We start from the raw sequence: 13,017 nt of genomic DNA on the forward strand, positions 1-13,017 counted from the left end.
ATCGCTACCCGCTATGAAAAGACCGATCAAAGCTACCGAGCAATGATCAATCTTGCCGCGCTCAGAATTGCTCTGCGGTAAATGTCCACAGGCCTTAGTCTAACATTTTCTACAGGTTCCGCTGAAAGGCTTTTTAGGAGTATTTCTACAGCAAGCGCGGCGTTAATTTCACTCTGAACGCCTAGGTTTCCATCGCGCCACGCCATATCAGCGATTTTTGCGTAACCATAGGCAATCTCGACCATCCACGCAGGATAAATGTCGCTCTTTATTTTCACGGCAAAAATGTCCTTCTGTTAGGTCTAATTAATGGCTGGTAGTCCAATCGAATAGAGAGTCCGCGTAGCCGCCTGTCGAAAACACATGTTTCCAGGCAGGATTGGCAGCCTAACGATACGCCCCTGCAAACGTGCTTTGCATTGACCGACATGCACTGTCGGAATGACAAACTGTCCGAAACCCCCATTGCCACCGTTTCCCGCCACCACGGAATGATCGAAGTACTGACAGGCTTTCGCTCAAGCAGCCCCTCCCCCACATCCCATCTAGCAATCGCCCCCCCGCAACCCTAAAGCCAAGCGCATGATCTCGGTTGCCACATGGAACATCAATTCGGTCCGCCTACGGGCCGATCAGGTCGAACGCTTTTTGTTGCAGGAGGCGCCCGATGTGTTGTGCCTGCAGGAGATCAAGACGCCGGAGAACCTGTTCCCGCACGAGGTGTTCGAAAAGCTGGGCTACACCCACCGCGCGGTGCATGGGCAGAAGGGCTACCACGGCGTCGCCACCGTCAGCCGCATCCCGTTCCGCGATTTCAGCAAGCATGACTGGCAGGACAATGGCGAGGCGCGGCACATCGGCGTTGAACTGCTCGGCCCCGGCAACGGCCTGATCATCGAGAACGTCTATATCCCCGCAGGCGGCGACGTGGCCGACCGCGAGGTAAACCCCAAGTTCGGCCAGAAACTCGATTTCCTTGAACGCATGACGCGCTGGGCCGAAAAGATCGAGCGCCCCACGCTGATCGTCGGTGATTTCAACATCGCCCCGCTCGAATGCGATGTCTACAACCACAAGGCCCTGCTCAAGGTCGTCAGCCACACCCCGCTTGAGGTGGAAACACTGCAACGCTTTGCCGATGCGCACGGCTGGGTGGACCTTGGCCGCAAGCACATCCCCGCGCCGGAACGCAACTATTCGTGGTGGTCCTACCGCTCCTACTGGCGCGCCAAGGACCAGGGCCGCCGTCTCGACCACATGTGGGCCTCGCCCGAAGCCGCCGCGCAAACGCGCGCGCACCGCTTCGTGGAGGAAACCCGCAAGTGGGAGCAGCCTTCCGATCACATCCCGCTGATCACCGAGCTGGATCTGTGAGCGAATCGCGGAACGTCGCGCGCGCGCTAGATGCGCTGCGCCACGGCTGGGCGATCCGCGTGACCGGCGCGAACGGCGCGCTCGATCTGCTCCCTGCCGAAACAGCCTTCGTCCAGCCCGGCATCTACGCCGCGCGCCTGCTCATCTCCGCCGCCCGCGCGGCCACGCTGAAACTTGCCAACCAGCGCGATGCCGCCGTGCCCGAAGCGCCGGTCATGATCCACGGCGCGGAACCCTTCAGCCTCTCTGCCGCGCGCAACCTCGCCGATCCGGCCGAAGACCTGCGCAGCCCCTTGCGCGGTCCGTTCAAAGCCGATCCCATCGAGGCCTACGATGCCGCCACTGCCGCGATGGACATGGCGCGGCTGGCGGGCATCCTCCCCGCGTTCCTGATCTCCACCGGCGTGGACATAGCGGCGGAAGTCTCCGCCGCCGATCTCGCCGCGTTCAAGGACCCGCTCAACCTCTCGATCCAGGCCCGCGCCCGCCTCCCGGTCCACGCCTGCGAACACGCCGAAATCATCGCCTTCCGCGCGCGCGATGACTTGCGCGAACACGTCGCCCTCGTCCTCGGCACCCAGACCAGCGAGCGCACGCCGCTCGTCCGCCTGCACAGCGAATGCCTGACCGGCGACGTGCTGGGCAGCCTGAAGTGCGATTGCGGCCCGCAGCTTGATGCGGCCCTTGCCCGCATGGCCGAGGAAGCCAACACCGGCGGCTGGGGCGTGCTGCTCTACCTGCGGCAGGAAGGCCGCGGCATCGGCCTGATAAACAAACTGCGCGCCTATGAGCTACAGGATCAGGGTTTCGACACGGTGGACGCCAACGAGCGCCTAGGCTTGCCCAACGAAGCGCGCGATTTCCCCGTCGCCGCGCGGATGCTCGATCTGCTCGGCATTTCCTCGCTGCGCCTGCTCACCAACAACCCGCAAAAGGTCGCCACGCTGCAAGGCCTCGGTCTCGATGTGGTGGAGCGCGTCGCCCACCAACTCCCCGCCAACCCGCACAACCAGCGCTATCTGGAAACCAAGCGCGACCGGACGGGGCACTTGCTGCGCTGAGGGCGAAGGCCGAAGCCCCCGCCCCACACCTCAAACCGGCGCGCCCGCCACGGCCAGCAGCACCAGCGCCGCCACGACAGCAGCAAACACCAGCGCGCGGACCATGTCCTTCACGGTAAACCGGTCGACATGTTCGGCGCGGAATTTGCGGTATCCCCGCTCCGCCGCCGGATTGCTGGCAACCAGCGCCACGTCCAGCGCGCTGGCTTCGCGCTTGAACCAGGTGATCAGCAGCGCGTGCTCATCGGGCGTGACATCGGGATAGGCGGCAAGCAGCGCTTCGACATGGGCGCGGCGCGCATCCACTGCCGAGGCAATCGTAGAACTCTTTGACATGATGAATGTCCTGACATGCGTTTCAATGGCGCCCGCAGGCGCAACGGCAGGTCAGGAAATCGGAGGAGCCCTTGGCGCAGGCCGCATCAGCAGCGGTGCGGGCGCAGGTGGCGCGGTCTGCGGCGGCCAGAAATGCGCCGCCCACTCCAACACCGGCACGACAGGCGAAACAACCGCCACGGACCTTGGCGGAGCCACCGGCACCATCGCCCGCTGCACCTGCAGTTTGCGCTCCGGCGCCACTGCCAGATCCACCGTGGCCGCGCTGAACGCCGATCCGCTGCGCGCCTGCAACGGTGCCTCGAACGGCACCGTAGCGTGCGTCAGCACGGTCAGGGCCAGCAACAGCGCCCAGATCCGCCCGGCAAAATTCAGGGAAAGACGGCTCAACACCCCGCTAAGGTAGGGGCCAAATCCTTCAAAAACAACCTCAGCGCTTCTCGAACTTCGTCAGCCCGCTGCCCAGTGCGTTGGTCCCGATGGACAGCGCATCGCCCGACCAGTCAGCCACGAACACCGATCCCCAGCGCACGCCGGGGGCAAAGCGCGCGTCGTTGCCGCTCACCAGCAGTCCGGCCGAACTGTTCGCCCGCCCCTCGGCCGCCACGGCGATGAACGCGCTATGGTTTTCCTTGTCCGGCCCCTGCACGAAGGCATTGTCAGTGATACGTCCGGCAGCCCCTGCCGACAGATCGATCATGTAGTTCGTGGTCTTGCCGGCGCTATCGTCAAAGCTGGATTGTGACACGTCCACCCGCGCCGCGCGGGTTTTCACATAGTGCCCGCCACGCCCCGCCTCGAACCGGCTACGGCGGATGGTCAGGCTGCCGTAATCGCCCAGATAGATCGAATGCGCACACGAAAGGCCCCGGTCGCAGCGGCCCAGCCGCGTGAACGTAGATTGCTCGATCAGCACCGCTCCGGTCGGGTCATTGGCAGATAGGATGCCCTGCTCGCTATCGCGAAACCACGATTGCCGCACGGTCAGATTGCCGCGCTCCAGCCGTATCCCCGCGCCATTGGCATCGGGCACGCGCACGTTCTGGAAGATCAGGCCTTCCACGCGGGTAGAGCGCCCGCGCACAACCAGCGTCGCCTTGCCTTCGCAGGCCGCACCGTCGAACACTGTCTGCCCCGGCACTTGCGCCACAAAGCCCACATCGCCCCCACCCTGCACCGCGCAATCGCGATAGACGCCGGGCTCGATCTGCACCGTGCCCGAACCATCGCCGATGGACGTCACTGCCTCTTGCAAGGCAGCAAAGCTGCGCCCGGTTTCCAGTACGGTATAAGGCGTCCGCTGGCCCCCTTGCGCAAAAAGGGCACTCGCCGGAATGGCAGCCACCACCGCCACCCCCAGCAGGAGTGCGGCAAGGCGCTGGCCACGATGGCGGCGCTCACGAAGGGCAAAAGGGTTCATCATTCGCATATCCGCTCCCGGCGTTCTCTATGCCGGGATAGCGCCAAATGATTGACAGGCCCTTGCGTTCCACGCCTGCGCCCTTTCGGGCAGAGCTAATCGCGTCAGCCCTTGCTTCCCCAGCGCCATTTCCACCCACCTCGCGTGTGCCGCGCTGCGATCCATGCGAAGGCAAGGGTGGCGGTCAGGATGATCACCAGCCCTACTCCCCGCGCGCTGCGATCCAGCAAAGCAGCACCACCGACCACCGCTAGGTGACTGGCCAGCAAAGCCCAGCCCTGCCAGCGGATCGGCCACCCCGCGCCATAACCAAAGCGCTTTTCCGCAAACCATGCCCCATCGTCTTCGGGGATTTCGACCTTCGGTGGCCGCGTGGTGTAGCGTGGATCAACCATCACCGTTCTCCTTTGGCGGTCTTCCCCGCCGCACCGGCTCTGCCGCCGCCAGCTTCACCCCGCGCCGCGCCAGCGCCTCGCGCAGCAGCACTTCGATCTGGACATTGGCAGAGCGCAAGTCAGCCGCTGCCGAACGCTCGATCGCGGCAAACAGCGCCGGATCGATGCGCAACGGGAAGGCTTTCTTGGGCACAGGTGCCATGACCCCGCCTTACTGGTACAGCGATCCCGCGTTCAGCACCGGCTGCGCATCGCGCTCACCACACAGCACGACCATCAGGTTCGATACCATCGCGGCGCGGCGCTCGTCGTCCAGTTCCACCACGTTCTTTTCCGAAAGCTGCGTCAGCGCCATCTCCACCATCGAAACCGCGCCTTCCACCAGCTTCTTGCGCGCCGAAATGACCGCCTCGGCCTGCTGGCGGCGCAGCATTGCGCCTGCAATTTCAGGTGCATAGGCAAGGTGCGTCAGCCCGCATTCGTCCACGGTAATCCCCGCCAGCACCAGCCGCGCGTTCAGTTCGGTGCGCAATTCGGCGTTGATCTGATCATGGTGGCTGCGCAGCGTCACTTCCTGATGCTCGATATCGTCATAAGGATAGCGTGACCCGATAGACCGCACCGCGCTTTCGATCTGCACGAACACGAAGGCCTTGTAATCGTCCACGTCGAACAGGGCCTGCGCCGTATCGGAAACGCGCCACACCACGTTGGCCGCAATCTCGATGGGATTGCCGCGCAGGTCGTTCACTTTCAGCTTTTCAGACACCACGTTGTTGGCGCGGACCGAAATCTTGGTCTTGCTCATCCACGGCCACACCCAGCGCAAGCCATGGTTGCGGTCGGTCCCGCGATAGGCCCCGAACAGCCCGATGGCAGCTGCCTGATTGGGCTGGATCATGTAAAATCCCGATGCGATCAGCACGATCAGCACCGGCCCGATGAAGATGGTGGACAGGAACGACAGCACTTCGGATTCGCCGGGCTCACTGCCCGCAAAGCCCAGCACCCGCGCTCCGGTCAACACCACCAGCGCAATCAGCGCGATCAGCATGGCATAGCCATTGGCCGCCCAGGCCCCGGTTTCCCTGCTTGCCGAATGTGTCCGCGAATCAGCCATCGAACCTACCCCTCTAAATCTGATATCACTTTAATATCAGATCACGTGGTGGCGGCAAGTGGTTCTGGAAGGCCTTGATGCCAGTGCTTCCATCCGCTGCTTCGTCATCCTGAATTTATTTCAGGATCCATTTTGCCAATCAGACCAACGCTCTCGGTTGAGAAATGGACCCCGGCCTTCGCCGGGGTGACGAAGGCGGAGAAAACGTTCGGAATGCGAATTGCAAACCCCCTTGCATTCCAGACCGAATCGCTCCAGATTACCTGAGCGGACCGGGCCCCTCTGGCGCGGCGCTTTTGCCAATCAAGGAAAAGCGCCTCGTGATGTCGGACCGCATCGGGTGATGCCGATGCTTTGGGTCCGGGTCTTTTCCCTTGTTCCTGACCATTGGGTCCAAACGCGGCATCCCCGATCGATCGCAATGCTTTCGAAGGGTTACCCTGATGTCCGACCGTTACTTTCACTTGCTCGAACGCCACCAGAAGCTTGATGCGGCGCTGCGCATGGCGCGCGATCCGCTCGATGTGCTGCGCCTCGCCCGCCTCAAGGCCGTGGTAAAGGCGCACCTCGCCCGCCTGTTCCTGCGCCGCCCTGAGGCGGTTTTGGCAACAGTCTGAAATAAAGGAACCCTGCCGCCTGCCCGCGCATTCGGGAGGCGGCAGGGTGCGGAGAAATCTAGATGGAATTCCTTTTTGCTGATTGGCTGGGCACGCCAGCGTGGTTCTGGCTCGCCTTCATCGGCCTCGTCGTAGCGCTCACCGCGTTCGATCTTGGCGTCCTCCACAAAGAGGACAAGGCCATGGGCATCGGCGAATCGCTGCGGCTGACTGCGTTCTACATCACCATCGCGCTGGCATTCGGTGCGTGGGTCTGGGCCGAAAAGGGCGCAGACCTTGGCATGAAGTACTACACCGGCTTCTTCATCGAAAAGGCGCTGTCTATCGACAATGTCTTCGTGATCAGCCTGATCTTCACCTTCTTCGCCATCGCCCCCAAGTATCAGTACCGCGCCCTGTTGTGGGGCATCGTTGCCGTGATTTTCCTGCGCGGAGCGATGATCGCAGGCGGTGCAGCGCTGGTCGAACAGGCCTACTGGGTGCTCTACATCTTTGCCGCCTTCCTGGTGTTCACCGGCATCAAGATGTTCTTCACCAGCGATCATGACCCGGACATCGGCAACAACCCGGTCGTCCGCTGGATCAGCCGCCACATGCGCGTGACCAAGGAACTGCACGACCAGCACTTCTTCGTGAAAGTGCCCGATGAAAAGACCGGCAAACTGGTCAACGCCGCCACCCCGCTGTTCCTCGCGCTGGTGGTGATCAACCTTGCCGATCTGGTCTTCGCGGTCGATTCGGTGCCCGCGATCTTCGCGATCACGACGGACACCTTCATCGTTTACACCTCGAACATCATGGCCATCCTCGGCCTGCGCGCGCTCTACTTCGCTCTAGCCGCGATGATCGATCGTTTCGCCTACCTCAAGTATGCGCTGGCCGCCGTGCTGGTGTTCATCGGCAGCAAGATCTTCATCACCGACTTCGTCCTCGGTGGGGCCAAGTTCCCCCCGGCGCTGAGCCTTGGGATAACCTTCGCGATCATCGCTGGCGGCGTGGCGTTCTCGCTGTGGAAGACCCGCGGAATGCCGCTGCACGATCCTGAAGAACCGATTGCACCAGGCACCGTGAACTGACGCTCTTCTCCCCCTCCTCTTCAGAGGAGGGGGCTAACGCGCGAAGTCAAAACTGCCGCAAAACCTCCAGAAACCTATCGCCATAAGCCTCCAGTTTCCGCGAACCCACCCCACCGATCTGCCCCAGATCCGCCAACGTGGAAGGCCGTGAAGCCGCCATCTCGCGCAGCACCGAATCGTGGAACACCACATAAGGCGGCACGCCAGCCTCGCGCGCCAGATCGCGGCGCAGCGCGCGCAGGGCATCGAACACCGGATCGCCCACAGGGTTGAGCGCCGCCCCGGTGCCACCCTCGCCACCAGCGCGCCGCGCGCCTGCAACGCCCGCGCGAGTGGCCGCAGCAGTGGCGCTTCGTCCGCCGTAACAATGCCGAACACCGAAAGCTGATCGTGCCCCCGCTGCATCACCCGTTCATCGGCCACGCCGGTCAGCACTTTCTCCACATAGCCAAAGCCGAACGATTGCCCGGTGCGGTAGACCGCCGAAAGCAACTTACGCGCCACCTCGGTCGCATCGGTAACCCCCGGCGCATTCAGGCAATTGTCGCAGTTCCCGCAGGACGGCGGCGGGTTCTCGCCAAAATGGCGCAGCAGCAGCGCACGGCGGCAATGCGGCGTTTCCACCAGCCCCGCCAGCGCATCGATCCGCACCCGCTCCCCGGCGCGCCGATGCTCTTCCACTTCGGCAATCCGTTGCCGCGCCCGCACGAAATCCTCCGCGCCCCACAACATCACCGCCACCGAAGGATCGCCATCGCGGCCGGCACGGCCGGTCTCCTGATAATATCCCTCGATGCTTTTCGGGCAGGCGGCATGGGCCACAAAGCGCACGTCAGGCTTGTCGATCCCCATGCCGAAGGCAACCGTTGCCACCATCACCATGTCTTCGGAATCCACGAACGCCGCCTGATTGGCCGCGCGCACCGCCGCATCCAATCCCGCGTGATAGGGCCGCACCGGCCTGCCGCTTGCGCCCAACTGGTTGGCCAGCTTCTCCACTTGCGCGCGGGTCGGGGCATAGACGATGCCGGGGCCGGGGTTCTCGGCCATCACCGTCATCAACTGCCGCAGCGGGTTGTCACGCGGAACGATGGCATAGCGGATGTTGGGCCGGTCAAAGCCTGCAACGATCAACCCTTCTTCGGGAATGCCCAGTTGCGCAAGAATGTCGGCACGCGTGTGCCGGTCCGCCGTGGCCGTCAACGCAAGGCGCGGCACATCGGGGAAAGCGTCCATCAGCGGGCGCAACAACCTGTAATCTGGGCGGAAATCGTGGCCCCACTCCGAAACGCAATGCGCCTCATCAATGGCAAACATCGCCACCCGGCCCCGGCGCAGCATCTCAAGGAAATGCGGCTGGCTCGCCCGCTCCGGCGCGACATAGAGCAGGTCGAGATCGTCCGACAGGAACCGCTCGATGGTTTGCCCGCGATCCAGATCCACGCTGGTCAGCGTGGCGGCGCGGATGCCGTTGGCGGTGGCGCTGCGCAACTGGTCATGCATCAGCGCAATCAGCGGCGAGACGACCACACAGCACCCCGGCAGCATCACCGCAGGCAATTGATATGTCAGCGATTTCCCCGCCCCGGTAGGCATGACCGCCAAAGTCGAGCACCCCGCCAGCACCCGCTCCACCACATCGGCCTGCACGCCCCGGAACGCGGAGAATCCAAACACCGCGTGGAGACGGTCGAGCACATCGGAAGGCGAAAAATCGAGGGTGGTAAGGGTCACGCCCCCGCTATGGCAGATCGCGCGGCCTCATTCCACGCCCACGATCACATGAAGGCGGCTGATGCGGCTGGTGACGATCTTCCAGCCATCGGCCTCGCGCCGGTAGGTTTCGTGATAATGGCCCATGCCGTGGAGGACGCGGGCGCCATCCGCGTCCCATATCTGGTCTTCCATTGCGATCACCCCGCGTGCTTCATTTTCGCCAAGCAATTCAATCTCATGGCAGTGCCCATGATGAACGGTGCGCAAGGGTGCGACGGACGATTCGACGAATGCGGCGATATGGTCCCCGCCCGAATGGATCCAGTTGGCGGCATCTTCGGCCGGATCGATCGAGAACGCGCAGGCAGCATCGAACACGGCGTCGTCAGCGAAGACCTTGCGCAATCCAACAAAGTCTTTCGTGTCCATGCAGCGGAAATAGCGGGCCTTCAACTGCTTGATTTCCTCGATGGCGATCAGGCGCGAGACGGGGTCGATTTCAGGCATGTCGGCGGCTCTCCGGTGCGTTTCAGGTGCGTTTAGGTGCAGTTAGGTGCACTTCAGAAACACACTGTTCAAACGCACTGAAAACGCCACTCTTACTTGTACGAGAGCGCAAGTTGTTTCAGCTTGGGAGTAACCACCGGCACGGTCAGCATCGTGCTCAGCACCGCCATCAGCAGCAGCGCGGTGAACGTCTCGTTGGTGACAATGCCCTTGTCGAGCAGGACGTTGACGAAGATGATCATGATCAGCGCCTTGGTCTGCAAGAGCCAGCCGATGATTGACGCCTCCCCCTTTGCCCAGCCGAGCAGGTGGCCCGCAAGCTGGACGCCTGCCAGTTTTCCCGCGACCGAAGCGGCGAGGAACAGGAAGGCCGCGCCGAACACGGCCACGCCACCAACGTCCCACTGCGTGCGCAGGCCGGTGGAGAGGAAGAACACCGGCATGACGGCCAGCAGCAGGAACTGGCGGAAATCGTCCAGCCGATCGCGCGCAAACCAGTGCGCATCGAGCACCGCGCCTGCCAGAAATGCGCCGACCATGAAATGCAGGCCCGACCAGTCGGCGGCAAAGCCCACAGCGGCGAGCCAGACGAGCGAGACATACCAGCGGTCATTATCCTCCAGCCGCCGAAACAGCGCACGCACCGCCCAAGCGGCGAGCAAGAATAGCGCGAGGAAGATGAGCTGCCGCCCCACCCGCTCCCAATCCACAAGGATCAGCGCCAGCACGCCCCAGATCGCCACGTCATCAAGGCTGGCATAACGCAGGATGCGCTGGCCGAGCGGCTGGCGGAAGATACCGAGCTTTTCCATCAGCAGGACGAGGATCGGCAGCGCCGTGACCGCGCAGGCCATGCCGATGCCGAGCACGACCTGCCCGAAATTGCCGTTCGGCCCGATCCAGCCGGGCGTCTGAAGCAACAGCGCGGCGGCGGCGGCGCCGAACACCAGCGGCGTGATCAGCGCGCACGAGGCGGTGATCGTGGTCTCGCGGCGGTTGGCCCAGGCGTCGGAAATGTCGAGTTCAAGCCCGGCCACGAACACGAACATCATCACCGCCCACCACGCAATGCCGTTCAGCGATCCGATCACCTGCGGATTGAACACGAAGGCATAGTATTCAGGAAAGGCCGCGCCGAGCACGCCGGGGCCGAGCAGGATGCCGCCAACGATCTGCACGACCACCAGCGGTGCCCAGTAGTCTGTGCGCAGCAGCCGCCATGCGAGGTAGGGCACGGCAAGGATGATCGTCAGCGCGATCAGGAAGATTTCGGAGGTGCCCATGTTCCGTTGGTAGCGGCACCATCACAGACAAAGCAAGCCGCGCCAAAAATGGGTTACCGCTTAACCATTCCATTGCTCCGGCAAGGTGCGCGGGAGCAGTTTAAGCGCCCCTTGTCCTTCCCCTGACAGCTTGTGGACATGGCGGGCAGTCCGCCGGGTACGGAGATCTGCGATGGGCTTTGAGATGCGTGACAGCTTCGTGCGCCGTGAAGAATGCAAGGAAATGGCGCGGGTGCTGAAAGCGCTGGCTGCAGAGCTGGGGCAAGATAGCAACGTGGCGCTGGGCGAACTGGCGCATCACGGGCTTGGCGCAGCGCTGGGCGTGCTGGCGGGGCAAGCTGAAGGGTCGCCAGAAGTATCGGACGTGGAGGCCGATTATCTTCAGCGGCGGGCGCAATCGCGATTGGCGGCCAGTCGGTTGCAGTAAGTTTGCTTGCCCAGACCAGTGCGCCCCCGCGCAGACTGGGGTCTCGGGAGGTTTACGCTTACGTTCCGCAATACCACCGAGGCCCCCGCCTTCGCGGGGGGGGGCGGTTATGATGTTGGAGCGGGCGGAGAAAAAAGAAAACACCACCCCCAACCCCCTCCTCTGTCCTTCGACAGGCTCAGGATGAGCGGGAGGGGGCTTTGGTCGCTCAATCCAGGTTCGGCCTCAGCCAGCGTTCCATGACGGGCAGGTCCATGCCGCGACGGCCTGCATATTCTTCCAGCTGGTCGCGGCCGATGGTGGCGACGCCGAAGTACTGGCTTTCGGGGTGGGCGAAGTAAAAGCCTGATACCGCCGAAGTGGGGAGCATGGCCTGCGATTCGGTCAGCGTGATGCCCGCCGTGTTGGTCGCGTCGAGCAGATCGAACAGGATCGGCTTGAGCGTGTGGTCCGGGCACGCGGGATAACCCGGCGCGGGGCGGATGCCGCGGTATTGTTCGCGGATCAGCGCTTCGTTGGTCAGTTGTTCGCCGGGGGCATAGGCCCAGAGCGTAGTGCGGACATACTGGTGCAGGCGCTCGGCAAAGGCTTCGGCGAAACGGTCTGCCAGAGCTTTCAGCAGGATGTCCGAATAGTCGTCGTTGTCCGCCTTGAAGCGGGCGAGGTGTTCGTCGATGCCGTGGATGCCGACAGCGAAACCGCCGATCCAGTCACCTTCTGGGTCGATGAAGTCCGCCAGCGAGAAGTTTGCGCGGCCACGGCTCTTGATGAATTGCTGGCGCAGGAACGGCAGGCGGACCGAGAGTTCATCGTCGTTGGGGTGGATCACCACATCGTCGCCATGACGGGCGCAGGGCCAGAACTGGGCGACGCCCTTGGCCGTCAGCCACTTTTCGCTGATGATCTTTTCGAGCATCACCTTGGCATCGGCATAAAGGCTGCGCGCCGATTCCCCGATCACTTCGTCTTCAAGGATTGACGGCCAGGTGCCGGCCAGTTCCCACGCGCGGAAGAACGGCGTCCAGTCGAAACAATCGACCAGATCATCGAGGCTCCAATCGTCAAACACATGGCGACCGGGCTGCTCGGGCGGCGGGGCCTTTTCCGAAAAGTCGGGCGCATAGGCATTGAGCCGTGCGTCGTCGAGGCTGAGCAGCTTTGACGCGCCCTTGCCCGCGCGCGCATCGCGCACGTGCTGGTATTCGGCAGCGGTCGCCTTGATGAAGGGATCGGCCTGCGTATCGGACAGCAGTTGCGAGGCGACGCCGACCGCGCGGCTGGCATCGAGCACGTGGACGACCGGGCCAGTATAAGCCTGATCGATGCGCAGCGCGGTGTGAACCTTGCTGGTGGTGGCCCCGCCGATCAGCAGCGGGATCGACATTTCGGCGCGCTGCATTTCTTCGGCCACGGTGACCATTTCATCGAGCGATGGCGTGATCAGGCCGGACAGGCCGATGATATCGACGCCTTCCTTTTGCGCGGTATCGAGGATGGTCGACCACGGCACCATCACGCCAAGGTCCAGCACTTCATAGCCATTGCACTGCAGGACCACGCCGACGATGTTCTTGCCGATATCGTGGACGTCACCCTTGACCGTGGCCATGATGATCTTGCCCTTGGCCTTGGCCCCGGGCTGCTTGGCGGCTTCGATGAAGGGGATGAGGTGGGCCACGGCCTTT

Annotated in this window: 15 protein-coding genes and 1 pseudogene; 5 read left to right on the forward strand and 11 right to left on the reverse strand. The window is 63.1% G+C overall.

Annotation, left to right across the window (positions count from 1 at the left end; all coding sequences use genetic code 11):
• Window positions 1-32: 32 nt before the first annotated feature.
• Entirely contained in the window at window positions 33-278 is a 246-nt protein-coding gene (locus B7X90_RS17215) for a hypothetical protein (protein ID WP_292626561.1), read from the reverse strand.
• A 304-nt stretch (window positions 279-582) separates the two neighbouring features.
• Between B7X90_RS17215 and B7X90_RS17220 the strand changes: the two genes are divergently transcribed.
• Complete coding sequence (locus tag B7X90_RS17220; protein ID WP_292626564.1) at window positions 583-1,374, forward strand: exodeoxyribonuclease III; 792 nt, start codon at window positions 583-585, stop codon at window positions 1,372-1,374.
• Window positions 1,371-2,435 carry a GTP cyclohydrolase II gene (gene ribA / locus B7X90_RS17225; protein ID WP_292626567.1) on the forward strand — a complete coding sequence of 355 codons (1,065 nt, stop codon included), beginning with the start codon at window positions 1,371-1,373 and terminating at the stop codon, window positions 2,433-2,435. Before B7X90_RS17220 ends, ribA begins: the two co-directional genes overlap by 4 nt.
• A 30-nt stretch (window positions 2,436-2,465) precedes the next feature.
• On the opposite strand, the gene B7X90_RS17230 is transcribed toward ribA, so the two are convergent.
• The 6 genes from B7X90_RS17230 to B7X90_RS17255 form a co-directional block, all read right to left on the reverse strand.
• Entirely contained in the window at window positions 2,466-2,771 is a 306-nt protein-coding gene (locus tag B7X90_RS17230) for a hypothetical protein (protein WP_292626569.1), read from the reverse strand.
• A 51-nt stretch (window positions 2,772-2,822) separates the two neighbouring features.
• Window positions 2,823-3,161, reverse strand: a complete 339-nt coding sequence (locus B7X90_RS17235; RefSeq protein ID WP_292626572.1) for a hypothetical protein — start codon at window positions 3,159-3,161, stop codon at window positions 2,823-2,825.
• Window positions 3,162-3,201: 40 nt separating this feature from the next.
• Window positions 3,202-4,200, reverse strand: a complete 999-nt coding sequence (locus B7X90_RS17240) for a right-handed parallel beta-helix repeat-containing protein (RefSeq protein WP_292626575.1) — start codon at window positions 4,198-4,200, stop codon at window positions 3,202-3,204.
• A gap of 95 nt (window positions 4,201-4,295) precedes the next feature.
• A complete protein-coding gene (locus tag B7X90_RS17245; protein ID WP_292626577.1) occupies window positions 4,296-4,586 on the reverse strand; it encodes a hypothetical protein in 291 nt (96 codons plus the stop codon).
• Entirely contained in the window at window positions 4,579-4,788 is a 210-nt protein-coding gene (locus B7X90_RS17250; RefSeq protein ID WP_292626580.1) for a toxin-antitoxin system HicB family antitoxin, read from the reverse strand. Before B7X90_RS17250 ends, B7X90_RS17245 begins: the two co-directional genes overlap by 8 nt.
• Window positions 4,789-4,797: 9 nt before the next feature.
• Window positions 4,798-5,706: an SPFH domain-containing protein gene (locus B7X90_RS17255; RefSeq protein ID WP_292626582.1), complete on the reverse strand. Its 909-nt coding sequence runs from the start codon at window positions 5,704-5,706 to the stop codon at window positions 4,798-4,800.
• Between the two features lie 443 nt (window positions 5,707-6,149).
• On the opposite strand from B7X90_RS17255, the gene B7X90_RS17260 reads away from it, so the two are divergent.
• Window positions 6,150-6,323 carry a DUF465 domain-containing protein gene (locus B7X90_RS17260; RefSeq protein WP_292626584.1) on the forward strand — a complete coding sequence of 58 codons (174 nt, stop codon included), beginning with the start codon at window positions 6,150-6,152 and terminating at the stop codon, window positions 6,321-6,323.
• 62 nt (window positions 6,324-6,385) lie between these two features.
• Window positions 6,386-7,399: a TerC family protein gene (locus B7X90_RS17265; protein WP_292626587.1), complete on the forward strand. Its 1,014-nt coding sequence runs from the start codon at window positions 6,386-6,388 to the stop codon at window positions 7,397-7,399.
• Window positions 7,400-7,445: 46 nt separating this feature from the next.
• On the opposite strand, the pseudogene B7X90_RS17270 reads toward B7X90_RS17265, so the two are convergent.
• From B7X90_RS17270 to B7X90_RS17280, 3 genes and pseudogenes are all read right to left on the reverse strand, one after another.
• Window positions 7,446-9,133: pseudogene (locus tag B7X90_RS17270) on the reverse strand (RecQ family ATP-dependent DNA helicase).
• A 27-nt stretch (window positions 9,134-9,160) separates the two neighbouring features.
• A complete protein-coding gene (locus tag B7X90_RS17275) occupies window positions 9,161-9,622 on the reverse strand; it encodes a nuclear transport factor 2 family protein (protein WP_292626590.1) in 462 nt (153 codons plus the stop codon).
• 92 nt (window positions 9,623-9,714) lie between these two features.
• The gene (locus B7X90_RS17280; RefSeq protein WP_292626593.1) at window positions 9,715-10,905 is read right to left on the reverse strand and encodes a cation:proton antiporter; all 1,191 of its coding nucleotides are present in this window, start codon (window positions 10,903-10,905) and stop codon (window positions 9,715-9,717) included.
• 172 nt (window positions 10,906-11,077) lie between these two features.
• On the opposite strand from B7X90_RS17280, the gene B7X90_RS17285 reads away from it, so the two are divergent.
• Window positions 11,078-11,332, forward strand: a complete 255-nt coding sequence (locus B7X90_RS17285; protein ID WP_292626595.1) for a hypothetical protein — start codon at window positions 11,078-11,080, stop codon at window positions 11,330-11,332.
• Between the two features lie 208 nt (window positions 11,333-11,540).
• Here B7X90_RS17285 and B7X90_RS17290 read toward each other — a convergent pair.
• Window positions 11,541-13,017, reverse strand: a 1,477-nt coding sequence (locus tag B7X90_RS17290; protein WP_292626598.1) for a vitamin B12 dependent-methionine synthase activation domain-containing protein, incomplete at its 5' end; no start/stop codon positions are given.

The organism is Novosphingobium sp. 17-62-19, assembly GCF_002256775.1.
In the GTDB taxonomy this organism is placed as follows: domain Bacteria; phylum Pseudomonadota; class Alphaproteobacteria; order Sphingomonadales; family Sphingomonadaceae; genus Novosphingobium.